Origin of the sequence: Archangium minus, assembly GCF_044360475.1 — a bacterium.
Lineage (GTDB): Bacteria > Myxococcota > Myxococcia > Myxococcales > Myxococcaceae > Archangium > Archangium minus.
Genome location: NZ_CP043494.1, coordinates 5,318,461 through 5,336,629, shown reverse-complemented (window position 1 = coordinate 5,336,629; position 18,169 = coordinate 5,318,461). Strand labels below are relative to the sequence as shown.

The following is an 18,169-nucleotide window of genomic DNA, read 5'->3' as shown; positions in this document are numbered from 1 at the left end:
GGTCAGCTCCCCTGCCGAATGGCCGCGAGCTCTTCGGAAATTGAGGCGGCCACCTCATCGTCCGACAGCTGCTGAATCTCAGAGAGACGTCGGGCCTGCTCCTCGTCCTCGGCGCTCGTGCTCGCCTCCGGAGCGGAGTCCGGTGCGTTCCAACCCAGGACTTCCTTGCCCAGATACCGGGTCAAGGCGTCGATGGTCGGGTAGTCGAAGAGCAGCGTTGCGTGGAGTGAGCACCCGAGCGTCCGGCCAAGGGCGTTCTTGAGCTCCACCGCGGTGAGAGAATCCAAGCCGAGCTCGCTGAGCGGCTGCTGCGGGTTCAAGGGGTGGGACGGATTGAGACCCAACACCTTGATCGCTTGCTCGCGGATATGGGCGGTGAGGAGCTGCTCGCGACGTCCCGCTGATGCCTCCCGGAGGCGCGGGAGGATGTCGGACGACACCGAGGCCGAGGAGGCCTTCTTCGCGACCGTCCCACCGCCCTCCAGCGCGGAGAAGAACGGAGAGGCCTTGCTGGCCGGGTTGCGCTGGAAGAACGTGCTCCAGTCGATCGGCACCACGCCGACCTGGGCCGTCTCCTGCCCAAGCAGCAGCTCGAGGACTTGCGTTCCCTGGTCGGGAGGGATGGTCCCGATGCCCTGGCCTGACAGCCGGTTCATGTCCCGGCTCGCGAGCCTCGCGGCCATACCCGCCTCGGACCAGGCGCCCCAGTTGATGCTCAGGCCCGCCAGGCCCAGGGCCCTTCGGTGGTGCGCCAGTGCATCCAGGAAGGCATTGGCAGCCGCGTAGTTTGCCTGGCTTGCCGAGCCGAACAACGACGCGACCGACGAGTAGAGGACGAAGAAGTCGAGCGGGAGGTCACGCGTCAGCACGTGCAGGTTCCACGCGCCTCCGGCCTTGGGCGCGAGCACCCGGTTGAAGCGCTCCGCCGTTTGCTGGCGCAGCACGCCGTCGTCGAGCACACCCGCCGAGTGGACGATCCCCCTGAGCGGCGGCATCGAGCTCCCTACCCGATCCAGGATTCCGCGGACCTCGTTGGCACGCGCGACATCTCCGCGCGCGATCACCACCTGCACTCCAGCCGACTCGAGCTCGCGAATCACTCCGCGCGCATCCGGTCCGGGCTCGCTCCTGCCAACCAGGACGAGGTACCGAGCCCCCCGCCGCGCCATCCACTGCGCCGTCTTCAGGCCGAGCGCGCCGAGTCCTCCGGTGATCAGGTAGGTGCTGTCGCTCCGGATTGGAACCGCAGCCTGCTCGGGCGCAACGTCCGCCACCGAGATGACCACCTTGCCCACGTGCTTGGCCAACGCCATGTGCCTGAAGGCCTCGACAGCCTCCTGGAGGGCGTAGACCCGGAGCGGCGGAGGCACGAGCGTCCCCGCCTCGAACTCCGCCATCAGCGCTCGGAACATGGAGCGGATGAGCGCCGGCTCCCGCATCCCGACCTCGCCGAGGTCGTAGATGGAATACGACACGCCAGGGTAGCGCTCCGCGACCTGCGAGGCGCTCCAGACGCCGCGCTTGCCGATTTCGAGGAAATGCCCTCCCGTCCGCAGAACCGAGAGGCTCTTCGGGATGAAGTCGTCCGCGAGTGAGTTCAGGACGATGTCGACCCCCTTCCCTCCCGTCCTGGCCATCACCTCATCGGCAAAGTCGAGCGTTCGTGAGTTCATCCGATGCTCGACGCCCAGGGCTTCGAGCACCTCCCACTTGCCCGGACTCGAGGTGGCGAACACCTCTGCACCGGCGCGCTTGGCCAGCTGCACCGCGGCCATTCCGACGCCACCCGCGGCGGCATGAATGAGGACGCGGCTGCCGGCGGTCATTCCACCGAGCTGCTGCAACCCGTACTGGGCCGTCAGGAAGGCGATGGGGATCGCGGCAGCCTGCGCGAAGGTGAGTGCCGCAGGCTTGCGCGCCACGAAGTCCGCACGAACCGTGACGTATGAGCTGAAGCTGCCCAGGGCGATGACCGCGACGACGGGGTCACCGATCCGGAAATCCTCCACGCCCGGCCCGATTGCGGAGATGACGCCCGCGCACTCACCACCGAGCAGACCGGGGTCTCCGGGATACATGCCCAGTGCGTTCAAGACATCGCGGAAGTTCAGGCCCGAGGCCCGTACACGAATCTCCACTTCGCCCGGGCCCGGTGGGCGACGCTCGACCGGACAAATCGTGAGGTCCTCGAGCGTCCCCCGCTGGTGGATTTCGAGCCGAACCGCAGGGGCCTTGGGGAGCTGAAGCACTCGATTCTGAGACGCCCGCTTCGCCTGACGTATCAGCCGAGGCACCAGGCGGAGCGAGCCGCGGAATGCGATGGCATCCTCCGCCGAAGCAGCATCGGAACGGGTCAGCTCCGCGAACAGCGCGTCCGCCTCTCTCCATCCGCCACCCTTCCGAGCAGGCTCCAGGTCGATCCGGACCGGGTGAAGATCGGGGTGCTCGAACGCGAGCGTGCGCGAGAAGCCCCAGAGGGAAGCCTGGAGCGCGTCAACGGGCGCATGCTCGCGCATCGTTGCCTGAGCCCCACGTGTCACGAGGAAGAGACGGTGATTGCCCTGCTTCTCGGCGAGCGCCTGAACGAGGTGAAGCAACGTGCTCGAACCAATCGCCCGCGTGTCCACGGGCGATGCGTCCGCCTGCAACACCGGCCCTGACGAATCGAGGCTCCACAGATAGACAAACCGGATGGACGCCGAGCCGGAAGCCGTCTCACTCTCCACGACGCTCCGCACGTGATCGCTCCGCTCGGGATCGATGCGGATGCGATCCCCCTCCCTCTCGTGGTGGTCATCGGCGAGCACCTGCACGACAGGCTCCCCTCGCGCCGCCAGGCGTTCAACCAGGGCCGTGGCCACACCGCTTCGATCCGCGAAGATGACCCAGCGGCAGCTCCCGGGCCGCACCGTGTCGACCGCAGTGCTCCGAGGCTCTTCCCTCCATTCGACTTCATGGAGCCAATTCCGGAGCTGCGCCTGACCAAACCGCGCGAGCGTCTCACGTGGCGCGCGCTTGATGCACAACCCCTCGACTTCGGCGACGACCCCGCCAGCCTCGTCGTACAGCCGGATGTCCGCCTTCAGGGTCTCCCGCGATGTTCCCACGCTCGGGCGGATGCGCGCATGGCTCCACAACCTGGCACCCGGACAGCCCCGGAGCCGGTATCGATCCATGCTGACCGGCAGGTACACCTCGGAGTCATCCTCCGCGCCCTCGCGATACTCGATGACCCCGAAGAGCTGGACGCACGCATCCAGGAGGCCGGGGTGGACCTTGTAGGCCCCAGCCTCCTCCGCGGCGCTGACCGGCAGCTCGACGAGCCCCAGCGCCTCCCCCTCCCCTCGCCAGACCTGCTGGACACCGCGGAAGCGTGGGCCGTACTCGAGCCCCTGCGCCTCGAGCCACTCGTAGAACGCTCGGGGCTCGAGCCCCCGAGAGCATCGGGCCCGAATCGCGTCCAGTGCCTCGTCTGGTGCTCGCGGAGCGCCCGACAGGGGCTCCGCGTCCGAGGCGAGCCGGATCCGGCCGCTCGCGTGCGTCGTCCAGACCTCTTCACTCCCAGAACCGCTGCTCGCCAGACTGAAAACCTGGAAGCGCGCGGTGCCGCCTTCCTCTCTGGAACCAAGCAGGTATTGGATGGTGCGAGGCGTGTCGTTCAGAACAAGCGCCTCCTGGATGTCGATGGATTCGAACGTGTGCTCACCGGGTCCAAAGACCTCTCCGGCTGCGGCCAGCGCCGCCTCCAAGTAGGCGGTCGCCGGGACAGTGCTCATCCCGTAGACGCGGTGCTCACTGAAGAATGACGGTTCATCCGCGCGGAAGCTCGCTTCGAACAACGCTCCGTCCATCGTCGCAACGCGCAGGCGTGCTCCCAACAGCGGATGACCGGCGGCCCGACCACGCGGCTCCGCACCCCGCTCATCCATGCGCTTGAGCGCGAACCGCTCATGCTGGAACGGATAGTTCGGCAGTGGGACTCGACTCCGCGGATAGTCGCTGTCGAACCCAGTCCAGTTGACGGGAGCGCCTCGCGTGTAGAGCGTCCCCAGGGTCGCGAGGAGTACCTCCCAGTCGTCCTTCCCCTTACGGAGAGAAGGCAGCCAGACCGCGGCCCCTTCCGGCAGACACCGGCTCCCAATGCCAAGCAACGTGGCGTTCGGGCCGATCTCCACCACAAGGGAGACACCCCTCGCCTTGATCGCGGCCATTCCGTCCGCGAACTGGACCGGCTCGCGTGCATGCCGACGCCACGCACGGGCGGAGACCTCCTCCACTGGTCCGCCGGTGAGGTTCGAGATCAGCGTGATCTTCGGAGGCTTGAAGCGCGTCTTCGCCGCCGCCCGCTCGAATGCGTCCAGAATGGGCTCCATGAGCGGAGAGTGGAAGGCGTGCGAGACCCCGAGGCGCCGAACCTTGACGCCCTCCGCGGTCAACGTCTCGAGGATCGCCGCCACGGCCTTGCCATCGCCGGAAATCACCGTCTCGGAGGGGCCATTGAAGGCGGCGATAGAGACTCGCGACGCGTACGGAGCAATCGCCCGTGCGGTACGCGCCCCATCCGCGAAGACCGCCGCCATATCGCCGTCCGGCGGCAGTGACTGCATCAAACGGCCGCGCTCCACGATGAGCGCAAGCCCCTCCTCGAGGGAGAAGACCCCCGCGACGCAGGCTGCCACGTACTCGCCCACGCTGTGACCCATCACGACGGTCGGCTCGATCCCCCACGAGCGCCAGAGTTCCGAAAGGGCCCACTCGAACGCGAACAACGCGGGCTGGGTGAACGCCGTCTCGTCGATCGGAGAAGCCTGCCCCGCTTCGGGATAGAGCACCGACAGGATGGAGCGTCCAAGCAACGGACGGAGCAGCTCGTCACAGCGATCCAGTGCGCGGCGGAAGGTGGGTTGCGTCAGATAGAGCTGTCGCCCCATGCCCACGTACTGAGAGCCCTGCCCTGTGAACAGGAACGCGATCCCCGGCGTGCGGCGGCCCGCGACCAGCCCGTACGACACGCCGGAGTCCTGCTGCCCATCCAAGAACGCGGAGAGTCGCTCGCCGAGCTGAGCCGGCGTCCCCGCGGTGATGGCCAGGTGGTGCTCCAGGTGAGAACGGCCGGTGTTCGCCGAGTAGCAGAGGTCGGCCAGGGGCAGGTCCGCGCGTCCCGAGACGTACGTCCTCATGCGCTCCGCGAACTGGCGCAACGCAGCCTCGGTCCGAGCTGACAGCGTGAGGAGGTGCATCGGGCGCTCGACCGCCGCGCGCGCGACAGGAGCAGCAGGCGCCTCTTCCACGACCAGGTGCGCGTTGGTCCCCGACCAACCGAACGCACTGACTCCCGCGATACGGGGACCCTTTCCCGCGGGCCAGGGACGCAGCTCCGTCGAGACCTCCAGGGACGTGTTCTCCAGGGAGATGTTGGGGTTGAGCTCCCGGAAATGGAGCTGAGGCGGAAGCGCCTCGTGCTGCATGGAGAGCACGACCTTGATCAGTCCCGCGATCCCCGCAGCCGCTCCGGTATGCCCCAGGTTGGCCTTCACCGAGCCGATGACGCAGGGAGGCCCGGACGGGCGCGGCTGACCCACGACCTCCGCGAGGGCCTCCACCTCTATCGGATCCCCGAGCGGCGTCCCGGTCCCGTGGGCTTCCACATACGTCACCTGCGACGGCGAGACACCGGCGCGCGACAACGCCTGGCGAAGCAGCACCTGCTGAGAGGCGCCACTGGGCGCGGTCAGCCCATTCGTGCGGCCGTCCTGGTTGATCGCGGAGCCTTTGATCACCGCCAGGATGCGATCGCCGTCGGCTCGCGCATCTGACAACCGCTTGAGGACCACCACACCACAGCCCTCACCCATCGCGATGCCATCGGCGCGCCCATCGAACGTCTTGCAGCGGCCGTCCGCGGCCATGAGCTGCATCTTCGACGCCATGACGAGGGTCAACGGCGTGAGCAGCAACGTCACGCCGCCCACGACAGCCATCCTGCACTCCCGGTTGAGCAGGCTCTGACAGGCGAGGTGCGTGGCGACGAGCGATGAGGAGCAGGCGGTATCCACCACCAGGCAGGGCCCCTGCAGGTCCAACAGGTAGGACAGCCGTCCCGCGGCCACGTTGTTCGCCGTGCCAGTGCCCGTATAGACATCAATCGCGCGGAGATCCGACAGCGCGACGGGGGAGTAGTCGCTCGTGTAGAGACCGACAAAGACTCCCGTCTTGCTCCCGGCCAGTCGCTCGGGTTGCTGACCCGCGTTCTCGAGTGCCTCCCAGGCGACCTCCAAGAAGAGGCGCTGGTGAGGATCCATGCTCGCCGCTTCCCTGGGCGAAATGCCGAACAGGTGGGGATCGAAGCCCTCGACGTTATCGAGGAAGCCGCCCCAGCGGGTCGTCATCTTGCCAGGGGTGCCCTGGTTCGGATCGTAGAAGGCATTGATGTCCCAACGGGCCGCGGGAATCTCCGTGATGGCATCTCCGCCGCGCTTCAGCAGATCCCAGTAGGTGTCGAGATCGTTCACCCCACCGGGGTAGCGGCAGGCCATGCCAACGATCGCGATGGGCTCGGGGGCGGGACGCAGCAGCTCAGCCAGCGCCGCACGCTTTTCCGGGGGGAGCTCGGCAACACGTTCGAGAAAGCTACTCATTGATGTCCTCCCGCCAGCTCCGCTTCGGAGCACCGTCCAGCAATCGGCCACTCTCGTCGTTCGACAGTCCCTCCAGCTCGTCGAGGAGACCTTCCGCCAGCTCCTGGAGCTCTCCTGCGGCGAGTGAGTCCTGTCGTTGCTCAGCCTTGGAGGGGGCCTCCGCCACGCTCAGGGCGAGCCCCATCTTGTCGGCAAGGTGTGTCGCCAACGCCTCGATGGTCGGGTGATTCCAGACCAGTGTCGCGGAGAGCGTGAGTCCCAGACTGGCCTCGATGCGGTTGCGGAACTCGACCGCGACGAGCGAGTCGAACCCCAGGTTGCGCAGTGGGGTGCTCCGGTCGAGCTGGTCCGGTGACATCCTCAGCACCTGGGCCGCCAACGACTGGAGGTGTTCCTCGAGCATCGCCCGGCGACGCGGTCCGGGCTCAAGGGCCTGGAGCGACGCACGTATGGACGAGTCCGACGCCGCCTTGGAGGGCTTCGTGGCGCTCGGCGTGCGCATGAGCTCGGCGAACAGCGGCGAGCTGGCGTTCCTCGGGTAGAACTGCCGCCATTGCCGCAAGTCGAGCCGCATCACGCCGATTTGAGGCGGCGTATGCGCGAGCAGCCTCTCAAGGACACGCACGCCCTGCGCGGGGTTGATGCTCTGGAGCCCGCCCTGCGCGAGCCGCTCGCCGCGATTGGCGTGAACGACTGCCTGGCCGACATCACTCCACGGCGACCAGTTGATGGTCATCGCGGGCAGCCCAAGAGACCGCCGGTAGAACACGAACGCGTCCTGGAACGCGCCGGCTGCCGTGTAGTTGCCCTGGCCCGGCGCTCCCAACATCGAGGCCAGCGACGAGAAGAGCAGGAAGAAGTCGAGCGGGCAGTCGAGCGTGAGGCGGTGCAGGTTCCAGGTGCCATCGACCTTCGGCGCCATCACGGACTCGAAGCGCTGGCGGTTCTGCTGGAGCAGGACACCGTCATCGAGCACCACGGCACTGTGGATGACTCCGCGCAAGGGCGGCAGGGTCTTGCGTGCCTCCTCGAGTACGCGGGCGACCTGCTCCGGATCCGCGACGTCCATCTTCGCGGCCACAACCTCGGCACCGGCCTTCCGCAGCTCCGCGAGCGCCTCATTCGCGGACTCGGGAGCTCCGTTCCGGCCTGCCAGGATGAGGTGGCGCGCGCCGCGATCAACCAGCCAGCGAGCGAACGTCAACCCGAGCCCACCGAAGCCACCGGTGATCAGATAGGTACCATCCGAGCGGATCGTCACCTCCCCGTTCGCGGACCGAGCACGCGTGCCAGACCAGCGCGAGAGCCGTGCCACGAAGCGTTCCGAGCCTCGCAGCGCGAGCTGATCCTCGGGGCCATCTGCCCACAGGGTCTCGATGAACGCATCGACCTCCTCCGGCCGTCGCGCGGCGCTCAGATCGACACGCGAGCAGCGCAGCTCCGGATGCTCCTGCGTGATGGTTCCGCCAAGGCCCCAGAGGGGAGCAGCCTCGATTGCCACGGAACTCGTCTCGGTGCCGGGCACCTGCGTTCCCGCGGTCACGAGCCACAAACGCGGAGCGTCGCGGAGACCCGCCCAGGCAAGCGATTGAACAACGGAGAGCGCGCTCTGGACTCCGAGCTGCTGGGCAGAGTGGAGCGTGTCGAGGGTGGGCTCCTGGGAGGGAGCACCATCGAGCGACCAGAGGTGCACAACCCCACGGAGGGGCCGCGAATCCGAGCGAACCACCTCCTGGATGAGCCGCTGGAAGTCCTCCACGCGCTGGAAGTTGCTCCCAGCGTGAACGAGGGTGCAGCGCTCGCCTCGCTCCTCCAGACGACGCGCTACGGCCTCGCCGACCCCCTTCCGGTCTCCCAGGATGAGCCAGTTCCCAGGCCCCGTAGAGGAGCTCGACCGATGGGCAGGAGTCGTGTCCCGGCGCCATTGAATCTCGTACAGCCACTCCTTGGTTTCATCGTCCGCCGGGTTCATCCCCGACGTATCCCGTCGTGCGGCGAATTCGGAGTAGGGCGTCAGCTGCTCGAACTGCTTCGCATTGTGGTGGAAGAGCTCCTCGGGACGGCAGAACCGGTCCTTCTGCACATGGAACAGGACGTAGCTGATGAGCCCCGCCCGGAGCGCCTTGTAGACGTTTTCGTACGAGGCGAAGCTCCGCTGCGTCAGCTCGTCGAGGTTCAACTCCTTGCAGAGCGCCTCGAACTGCGCCGCGTAGTCCGGGTTGTGCAGGCCGTTGGCGACCTCGTGGCTCACGTCCACGGCATCGACGAGCCGAAGGTGATTGGAAGAGAGCAGCTTGTTCCACTGCTCCTTCGTGCTGGAGAACGTCGACGTCTCCTGGACCTCGATGGGTGACAGCGTGTTCGCGACGAAGTCCGCCATGATGAGCAGACCGCCGTTGGTGAGGTGCCTGTCAACGTTCGAGAACAGCGCGTCCTTGTCGGGGATGAGCCCGGCGACCTCGAAGCCGATGATGAGGTCGTACATGCCCGGGAAGTCATCCTTCGCGCTGTCCCGCTGGAAGATCCGGATGCGGTTCTGGAGCCCCCGCGCATGCACCCGCTGCTTGCAGACTTCAACCTGCTTGCCCGAGATCGTGTAGCCGTCGAGCTTCAGGTGCTCGTGCTGCTCGCCCAGGATGATCAAGTCCGAGCCGTGACCGCAGCCGAAGTCCATCACGTTCCTGAGAGCGGAGAAGTCGACCGCCCGGAACAGGACCCGCCGGAGCTCGCGCTGGGCTTCGGCCAGGCGCTCACGATCCTCGGGGCGCTCGTTCGGCCGAAAGACGGTCCGGAGCCACGAGAAGCCCGGGATGATCTCCGGGAAGACGCCCCAGGTGAGGAAGTGCTCGTTGTCGTCCGAACCCCGGACGTCTTCGCCAGCAGCTTGGGTGACGAGGGAATCGTAGAAGCTGGCGATGATGCCGTTTGAACCCCCCTCCGACGCGCTGGCGCCCTCCTCCGCCGTGGGCCTCTCCAGGCGAGCCCCCTCGCCATCCAGGAGGGCTCCCGGAGGCAGGCCCGCGGGACTGGTGACATTCCAGTACCGCGCACGCTGGAAGGGATAGGTCGGCAGCTTGACGCTACGGCTCTCGCCCGGGAACACGCGGCTCCAATCGATCGGATGACCCCGGGTGTAGAGGGCACCGAGCGACTCCATCAGCACCGCCTGCTCCGGCTCCTCGCGCCGCATCGACGGGAACACGCCGCCCTTGCGCCCCGACGCGCGAAGCAGCTCGTCGACGGGTGGCAGGAGAATGGGATGCGGGCTCATCTCGATGAACAGCGTGTGGCCGTCCTCGATGAGCCGGCGAACAGCCGTCGAGAACAGGACCGGCTTGCGCAGGTTGTCGACCCAATAGGCGGCATTCATCCCGGCGCCGTCGGAGCGCTCCCCTGTCACGGTCGAGAAGATCGGCACGGAGGCCGTCGCGGGCCGGAGCCCCTGGAGCGCGTCCAAAAGCGCGGGGCGCAACGGCTCCATCTGCGGGCTGTGCGACGCGACGTCGACCTTCACCTGGCGGCAGAACACTCCCTGCGCCTGCAGCGTGGCGAGCACGGTCGCGAGCGCCTCGGGATCGCCCGAGAGCACCGTCGAGCGGGGGCCATTACAAACAGCAATCGACAGGCGATCCTCGACGCCCGCGATCGCCCGCTCCGCGTCCTGCTGGGAGAGTTCAACGACGGCCATCGCCCCTTGCCCGCTGAGCCCCGCGAGGAGCTGGCTCCGGCGGCAGATGATGCGGGCGGCATCGTCGAGGCTCAGGGTGCCCGCGACGTGCGCGGCGGCCACCTCGCCCATGCTGTGTCCAACCACCGCGTCCGGATCGATGCCACGCGCGCGCCACGTGGCCGCCAGTGCGACCTCGATCGCGAACAGGATCGGCTGAATGACGTCGATCCGCTCGAGGCGAGGTGCTCCCTCGATGCCAGCCAGCACCTCAAGCGCGGACCAGCCCACGTAAGGCCGCATGGCCCGATCACAGACCTCGAGCGCCGTCCGGAAGGCGGGCTCGCGCTCGAGGAGCTGCCGGCCCATGCCCACCCATTGGGAGCCCTGACCCGGGAAGACGAACACAATCCCACGGCGCTCGCCGGCAACTGCGGAGACGAGCCCCGAGCGCGCCTCGCCCTGGAGGAAGGCGTTGAGCCGCTCGATCATCGCACCCGAGTCCTCGCCGACGACCGCGAGCCGCTGATCGAACTGTTCCCTCTTCACCGCCGCGGCACGGCAGACGTCGAGCAACGAGGCTCCGTTCATGCCGCCCGACAGGAGCTCACGGTAGCGTTGAGCGAGCGCACGAAGCGCCTCGGGATTGCGGGCGGAGAGAGGCAGCAGCAGCGAGCGAGGGGCGTGGGAGGACTCCTGCCGCGACTCCTTCGCCGGGGCCTCCTCGAGCACCACATGGGCATTGGTTCCGGACCAGCCGAACGCGCTCACTCCCGCGGCACGCGGCGCTCCATTCGAGGGCCACGGCTGCCTCCCGGTTGGCACGTAGAACGGCGTGCCCTCCAGGTTCACGTTCGGATTCGGCGTCTGGAAATGCAGGTTCGGCGGAATGACGCCGTGCTTCACCGCGAGGGCCGCCTTGATGAGGCCAGCGATGCCAGCAGCGGCCTCGAGGTGGCCGAAGTTGCTCTTCACCGAGCCGATGGCGCAGCTCGGACCGTCTGCCCGCCGCTGTCCGAAAACGGCCTTCAGGGCCTCCAGCTCCGCGGGGTCTCCCAGGTTGGTCCCAGTGCCATGGGACTCGACGTAGGCAATCCGCTCCGGCTCGACCCCGGAGTCCTCCAGGGCCTTCCGGATGACAGCCTGCTGCGACAGCACGTTCGGCGCCGTGAGCCCGTTGGTGCGGCCATCCTGGTTGATGCTCGTCCCGCGGATGACCGCGAGGATCTCATCGCCACTCGCCAGCGCATCCGACAGGCGCTTCAAGACGACCACGCCGCACCCCTCGCCCCGGCTGAAGCCATCAGCCTGGGCGTCGAACGCCTTGCACCGGCCGTCGGGAGCGAGCATGTGCATCTTGCTCGGGAAGATGAGGGTCAGCGGCGAGAGGATGAGGTTGACCCCTCCCGCGAGCGCCATGTCGCTCTCGCCCGTGCGCAGGCTCTGGCAGGCCAGGTGGACCGCCACGAGCGACGAGGAACACGCCGTGTCGATCGCGACATTCGGTCCTCGCAAATCCCAGATGTACGAGAGCCGCCCGGCCAGGATGTTGTGGGAGGAGCCGATACCAAAATACGGCGCGTCGATGCGCTCAGGCTCGGCGAGCTGGAGCCAGGTGTAATCATTGCTGCATACGCCGACGAAGACTCCCGTCCGGCTCCCCGCGAGTCGGCTCGCAGGCACCCCGGCATCCTCGAGCGCCTCCCAGGCCACTTCCAAGAGCAGGCGCTGCTGAGGGTCCATGCTCGCGGCTTCTCTGGGAGAGACGCCAAAGAACTGGGCATCAAAACGGTCGACGTCCTTGAGGAAGGCGGCGCGGCGCGTGGTCATCTTCCAGCGCGCTTCGGGATTGGGATCGTGGAGGGCGTCGATGTCCCAACGTTCCGAGGGGATCTCCGTGATGCCGTCCACGCCATCGCGCAGGAAGGCCCAGTACGAGGCCGGATCGTCACCGCCACCCGGGAAGCGGCAGCCGACGCCAACGATGGCGATGGGCTCTGATTTCGCTCGCTCGAGCGATTCGAGCCTGGCCTGGAGCCGCTCGATCTCCAGGAACGATTGCTTGAGGAGACTCCGATGATCCTGGGTTCCAGAGCTCATTTACTTTCTTCCCTTGTTGAGGGCTGCCAGCTTTTGGGCCAGACGGGCGGCCATTTCATCTTCGGAGAGCGCGTCGAGTTCCGCGGCGGTGGCTGCGACGTCATCCGGCACAGCGGTCTCGCGCGGGGCCTCGAGCGGCAATCCCATGGTGTCGGACAGGAAGACGACGAGCGCGGCGACTGTCGGATAGGTGAAGACCAACGTCGCCGGCAACACGAGCTCGAGACTCTTCTCGAGGCGGTTGCGGATCTCGATGGCCATCAGCGAGTCCATCCCCAGGTCATGCAGCGGTGTTTCCAATTCGAGCTGCGCCGGCGGCATCTTCAACACGTGGGCGAGTTGCTCGCGCACGTGCTGCTCGAGCATCGAGCGCCGGCGGAAGCCGGGAGCGAGCGCGGCGAGGGCCTCGCGAACGCTGGGGACCTCTGGCCCGGCCGTGGTTGCCTTCGCACTCGCACGTCGCAGCCGTGAGAAGATCGGGAACTGGCCGGCAGCGGGATAGGCAGAGATCCACCGCTCGACATCCAGCCGCATCACCCCGACCTGGGGGAGTTGCTGTCCGAGCAGCCGCTCCAGGACGGCCAGACCCTCGTCGGGGGTGAAGCTCTCCATGCCCTGCGACAGGCCACGAGCCTCCCGGGCAGCCATTCCCACCTCGGCCCAGAAGCCCCAGTTGATGCTCAGCGCTGGCAGGCCCTGCGCACGCCGGGAGTGTGCGAGCGCGTCCATGAAGGCGTTCCCCGCCGCATAGCCCCCCAACATGGGCGAGCTCATGAGCGCGGAGCCGGAGGAGAAGAGCACGAAGAAGTCGAGCGGTGCGCCCTCGAGCACCCGATGCAGGGCCCAGCTCCCCTCGACCTTGGAACGGAAGACAGCATCCAGACCGGCGGCATCCAGCTCGACGAGCGACTTGGGATTCGCCACGCCCGCCGCGTGCAAGACGCCACGAATCGCAGGCCACCCGTCCTGGCGCAGGTCCGACAAGAGCGTGCGCAACCGGGGCTCGTCAGCCACGTCGGTAGCGGCAATCCGTACGTGTGCGCCCTTCTGCTCGAGCCCTCGCACGGCGGCGATCTGCTGCCCCTGCCTGCTCTGAGGATCCACGCTCGGCCACTCGGAGCGAGCTGGCAACCCGGTACGGCCCAGGAGGACAAGCCGCCGAGCGCCACGCTCGACCATCCAGGCCGCACACTTCAACCCCAGGTCGCCGAGCCCACCCGTGATGAGGTAGCTCGCGTCGTCACGCAACGTGACAGGGAGCGGCTCGAAGGGGGCCGGGTGCACCAGACGCGCGACGAAGCGTGCTCCCCCACGAAGCGCGAGCTGATCCTCTCCGTCCGGGTGAAGCACCTCCTCTGCGAGCTGCTTGGCGATATCAGACGCCGAGGCAGAGGGATCCACATCCACCAACCCACCCCACAGCGACGGCACTTCCAGGGCCAGGGTACGGCCAAGGCCCCAGAGTGGCGCCTGCGCGGGGGACATCGTCGCAGGACCGGCCCCACTGCTCGCGATGGGCTGAGCGCCACGCGTGACGAGCCACAACCGGGGCGGCTTCCGCGAGCTCGCGCGGGAAAGCGCCTGGATGAGATGGAGCGTGCTCCCACACCCCAGTTGCTCAGCCTCGCGCAGCGTCGCCGTGGTGGTCTCCTCATGCGGCGCGGCGAGAAGACTCCAGAGGTGGATGATGCCTCGAATGCCCGGGGCTCCAGAGTCCACCGCATCCTTCACCAGTTGGACCATGTCGCCCGGTTCTCCCGGGCGAACCACGAAGCGGCCTTCCGCGCGCTGATAGGCCGCACCGGGCTCAACCAGGATGCAACGCACGCCCTGCTCCGACAGCCGTGCGGAAAGAGCGCTCGCAACACCCGCCCGGTCCGCGAGGATCAGGAAGGCGCCCGGCGCCATTGTCACGGGCATGGCGGCGCGGGCCTTGCGCTCCCAGGCGACCTCGTACAGCCACTCCGAGGTCTCCGAGTCCCGGCCCGGAATCATCGACTCACGAGCCGAGTACGGCGTCGGCGCCTCGACCCACGTCCGATTGAGGTGCCGCCGGTAGGCGCTTCGAACGTGCGTGTCCTTCTGCGCGATGAAGAGGACGTAGGAGAGGATCTTCCGCTCCAACGCGGCCCCGAAGTTCCTCATCGCCTGGTAGTTGCGCTTCTCGATGGCGCTGATCCCCACCGCCTTCTCGAGGTGGGCCAGGTTGGCATCGAAGTCCGCGTCATGGAGGAAGTTGGCGACCTCCTGGCTGACGTCCACGCATTCGACCAGCCGGAAACCGTGCTCGCTCAGCAGCTCCACCCACTGACTGGGCGTGGAGTTGTACGAGGCGATGTCCTGCACATCGACGCCAGAACCCGAGTTCGCGACGAAGTCCGCCAGGAGCATGAACCCGCCCTCGCGGAGATGACTCGAGAGGTTCCGGAACAGCGCGTGCTTTTCCTTGATGTGCGTCGCCACCTCGAAGCCGAGGATCACGTCGTACGCACTCTCCAGAGGGGCGTCCTTGCTGCTGTCGCGGCGGAGGACACGGACGCGTTCACCGAGCCCGCGCGCGTCGATCTTCCGCTGCCCGAGCTCCACCTGCTCGCGAGAGAGCGTGTGGCCATGCAGCACGAGGTGCGAATGGCGCTCGCCCAGGGCGATGATGTCCGACGCGTATCCACAGCCGATGTCCCACACCGACCTGACGCGAGAGAAGTCGACGCTGTCGAGCAGCACGTTCCGGAGCGCTCGCTGCGAGTGCAGCAGGAGGCGCATGTGCTCCTCCACCGGATCGAGGCCATAGGCCACGCGCAGCCACGAGAAGCCTGGCTTCTTCTCATGCAGCAGGCCGAAGGTCAGATAGGACTCGTCCACAGCGGCGCCACGAGCCTTCGACAGGGCGTCGTAGAAACGCACGGGCGTGCCATCCACCGGCTGCGCATCGCCAGGATCCTCCGCCATTGGCCGCGACGTCGGCACGGCAGACGTGCCCAGGGACCAGAAACGCTGCCTCTGCCAGGGGTAGGAAGGCAGGGGAACGCAACGCCCAGCGCGCGTGTGGAGCTTGCGCCAGTCCACCGCTGCGCCTCGGGCGTAGAGGGCACCCAGTGATGCGAGCAGCGATCCCCTCTCCTGCTCACCCCTTCGGAGTGAAGCGACCGCAACACCCGGACGACTGCCGCGGCGCAACTCGTCCTCGATGCCCGGCAACAACACCGGGTGCGGGCTCACCTCGATGAACAGCTCGAAGCCCGCCGCCACCAGCCGCTGCATGGACTGGAAGAAGAGGACCGGAGAGCGCAGATTCCGCGCCCAATAGGCCGCATCGAGCCGCCGGCTATCGAGCACCTCGCCCACCACCGTCGAGTAGAAGGGCACGGTGGCGGCGCGCGGCGCGAGCACCGCCAGTCCCCGCTCCAGCTCGGGAGCCAGGGGATCCATCTGCGGACTGTGCGAGGCAACGTCGACATCGACCAGGCGGCAGAAGACCTCCTGGCTCCGCAGGGACGCGAGCACCTGCTCGAGCGCCGCCGGCTCTCCGGAGAGAACGGTTGACCGCGGGCCGTTACTGGCCGCAATGGAGAGCCGCCCCTCGTACGGCCGGAGGTGTTCACGTGCCTGGTCGAGAGAGAGCTCGACGAGCGCCATGCCACCTTGACCCCTCACGCGGCTCAGGAGCTGGCTTCGCAAGCAGATGACTCGCGCAGCCTCTGCCAACGGCAGTGCACCGGCGACATGGGCCGCTGCGACCTCTCCCATGCTATGCCCCACCACGGCGTCGGGCTCGATGCCCCACGAGCGCCAGAGCGCCGCAAGCGCCACCTGGACGGCAAACAGCACGGGCTGTACGACCTCGACCCTGTCGAACCCGGCGCGCTCCTTGTCAGCGGCCAGGACGTCCAGCAGCGACCAGCTCACGTGCTCACGCAGGGCCTGGTCCACCTGGGTGAGCGCCTCGCGGAATACGGGCTCACTGGAGAGCAACTGCCGGCCCATTCCGATCCACTGGGACCCCTGACCGGAGAAGATGAAGGCAACCTTGCGAGCAGCGCTGGTCGCGGGTTCGCCCACCAGCAAGCCCTGGCTCGACTCCCCACGCAGGAAGGCCTCGAGCTGGGTGGCAAGCTCCTCCCTCGACGTAGAGAGCAACGCGACCCGGTGCTCGAAGTGATCGCGCCGGACTCCGGCGGTATAGGCAATGTCCCGGAGCGTCGCGCGCAGCTCTGGGTCTCGAGCCCGCTGCACATACGCTTCTGCCAACGCGCGCAGCGCCTCCGGGCTTCGGGCCGACAGCGGGACAAGGACGGGCTCCGCGTTGCTGGACTGGGCTTCCTCCGCGCCGGCTGCCTCTGCAGGAGGTGCCTCCGGGGCGGCCTCGAGGACCACGTGTGCGTTGATTCCACTCAGCCCGAAGGAGCTGACCCCAACGATGGCCCTCCCCTTCCCCGCCGGGAGCGGAACCGGCTTCGTCGGCACAAGCAGTGGCAGTTGGTTCCAGGGAATGTGCGGGGATGGCTGAGAGAAATGCAGATTGGGTGGCACCTGTCCGTGCTGAAGCGCGAGGACGGCCTTGAACAGGCCCGCCATTCCCGCCGCGGCTTCGAGGTGTCCGACGTTCGTCTTGACGGCGCCAAGCACCAGCGGTCGCGAGCGATCGCGTCCCTTGCACAGGGTCTCGCTCAGCGCACGCACCTCGATCGGGTCGCCGAGAGAGGTCCCCGTACCGTGCGACTCCACGTATACGACCTGCTCAGGCTCGACCTTGGCTGCAGCCAGAGCCGCTCGGATGAGTGACTCCTGCGCGGGACCGCTGGGAACGGTCAACCCACTGCTCGCGCCGTCGTGGTTGATAGCCGAGCCTCGAATGACCGCGAGAATCCTGTCGCCATCCGCCACGGCGTCCGACAGACGCTTGAGCACGACGACTCCGGACCCTTCACTGCGCACGTAGCCATCCGCCTTCGCATCGAAGCTCTTGCAACGACCGTTCGGCGACTGGGAACGGAGGCGGCAGGAGGCAATCGTGTACTCTGGCGAGAGGATCAGATTCGCCCCACCGGCCAGCGCCAGGTTGCACTCCTTGCTCCGCAAGCTCTGACACGCCATGTGCAAGGCCACGAGCGAGGATGAGCAGGCCGTGCTCACCACCAGGCTGGGACCGCGCAGGCCAAGGAGATAGGAGAGACGACCCGCCGCGAAGCTCGTCTCGTTTCCCGTCCCGTAATACGCATCGATGCGTGAGGGATTTCCAGCCTTCACTTGAAGGATGTCGTAATCCCTCGCCATGAGCCCGAAGAAGACACCGGTCGGGCTACCCGCCAGGCTGCCCGGTGCCACACCAGCACGCTCCAACGCCTCCCAGCTCACCTCCAAGAGGAGGCGGTGCTGAGGATCAATGGCCTCGGCCTCACGCGGGGCAATGCCGAAGAAGCGGGCGTCGAATCGATCGACCTCCCAATTCTTCAAGAACCCGCCCCAACGCGTGTACATCTTCCCGGGCGCGTCGGGATTCGGGTCATAGAAGGCATCGATATCCCATCGATCGGAGGGAACCTCCGAGATGGCGTCCGTTCCCTGGATGAGGTTGTGCCAGTACGTCTCCGGATCATTGGCGCCGCCGGGAAAACGGCAACCCATTCCGATAATGGCAATCGGCTCCGTCCGACCTCGCTCGACGGCATCCAGCCGGGCTTGCATCTTCTCCAGCGCAGCCAACGCACGCTTGAGGCGCCCGAGTTCCTCACCCTGTTCCGGCGTATTCGGAGTCGTGCTCATT

3 protein-coding genes are annotated in these 18,169 nt (G+C 67.3%); all 3 read right to left on the bottom strand.

The window, feature by feature from the left end:
- Positions 1-2 precede the first annotated feature (2 nt).
- Genes F0U60_RS22035 through F0U60_RS22025 form a run of 3 tightly spaced genes read right to left on the bottom strand, consistent with a single transcriptional unit; the run spans position 3 to position 18,168 of the window.
- Entirely contained in the window at positions 3-6,638 is a 6,636-nt protein-coding gene (locus F0U60_RS22035; RefSeq protein ID WP_395822974.1) for an SDR family NAD(P)-dependent oxidoreductase, read from the bottom strand.
- Positions 6,631-12,405: a type I polyketide synthase gene (locus F0U60_RS22030; protein ID WP_395822972.1), complete on the bottom strand. Its 5,775-nt coding sequence runs from the start codon at positions 12,403-12,405 to the stop codon at positions 6,631-6,633. The genes F0U60_RS22035 and F0U60_RS22030 overlap by 8 nt, the downstream gene beginning before the upstream one ends.
- Positions 12,406-18,168: a type I polyketide synthase gene (locus tag F0U60_RS22025; RefSeq protein ID WP_395822970.1), complete on the bottom strand. Its 5,763-nt coding sequence runs from the start codon at positions 18,166-18,168 to the stop codon at positions 12,406-12,408.
- Between the last annotated feature and the right edge of the window lies 1 nt (position 18,169).